We start from the raw sequence: 303 nt of genomic DNA on the forward strand, positions 1-303 counted from the left end.
CTCGTCGGCGTGGCCGCCTCGGCGTCCGCCGCCCGCGGCTCGGACGGCTCCGGGCCCGGGGCGTACTCCGCCATCGCGTCCAGCAGCCAGTCCACGACGAAGTCCGCGAAGGAGGGCCGTACGAACAGCCGGAAGCCGCCGTCCCGTTCCCCCTCATCCGAATCCCCCGTCCCGTCCGGCTCACGGGCCATCAACAACACCTGCACGCCGGCCAGCGGCGTCTGCGCGCAGTTCCCCGGCCCGAACACCCGGGGGTGCAGGTCGAGCGGGCAGACCTTCGCCAGCACCTCCCGGGCCCGGCCG

Annotated in this window: 1 pseudogene; it reads right to left on the minus strand. The window is 75.2% G+C overall.

The features are described from left to right. Positions 1 to 303: pseudogene (locus tag AN216_RS00140) on the minus strand (hypothetical protein); the annotation flags it as partial.

Origin of the sequence: Streptomyces oceani, from assembly GCF_001751245.1 — a bacterium.
GTDB classification, from domain to species: Bacteria; Actinomycetota; Actinomycetes; order Streptomycetales; family Streptomycetaceae; genus Streptomyces; species Streptomyces oceani.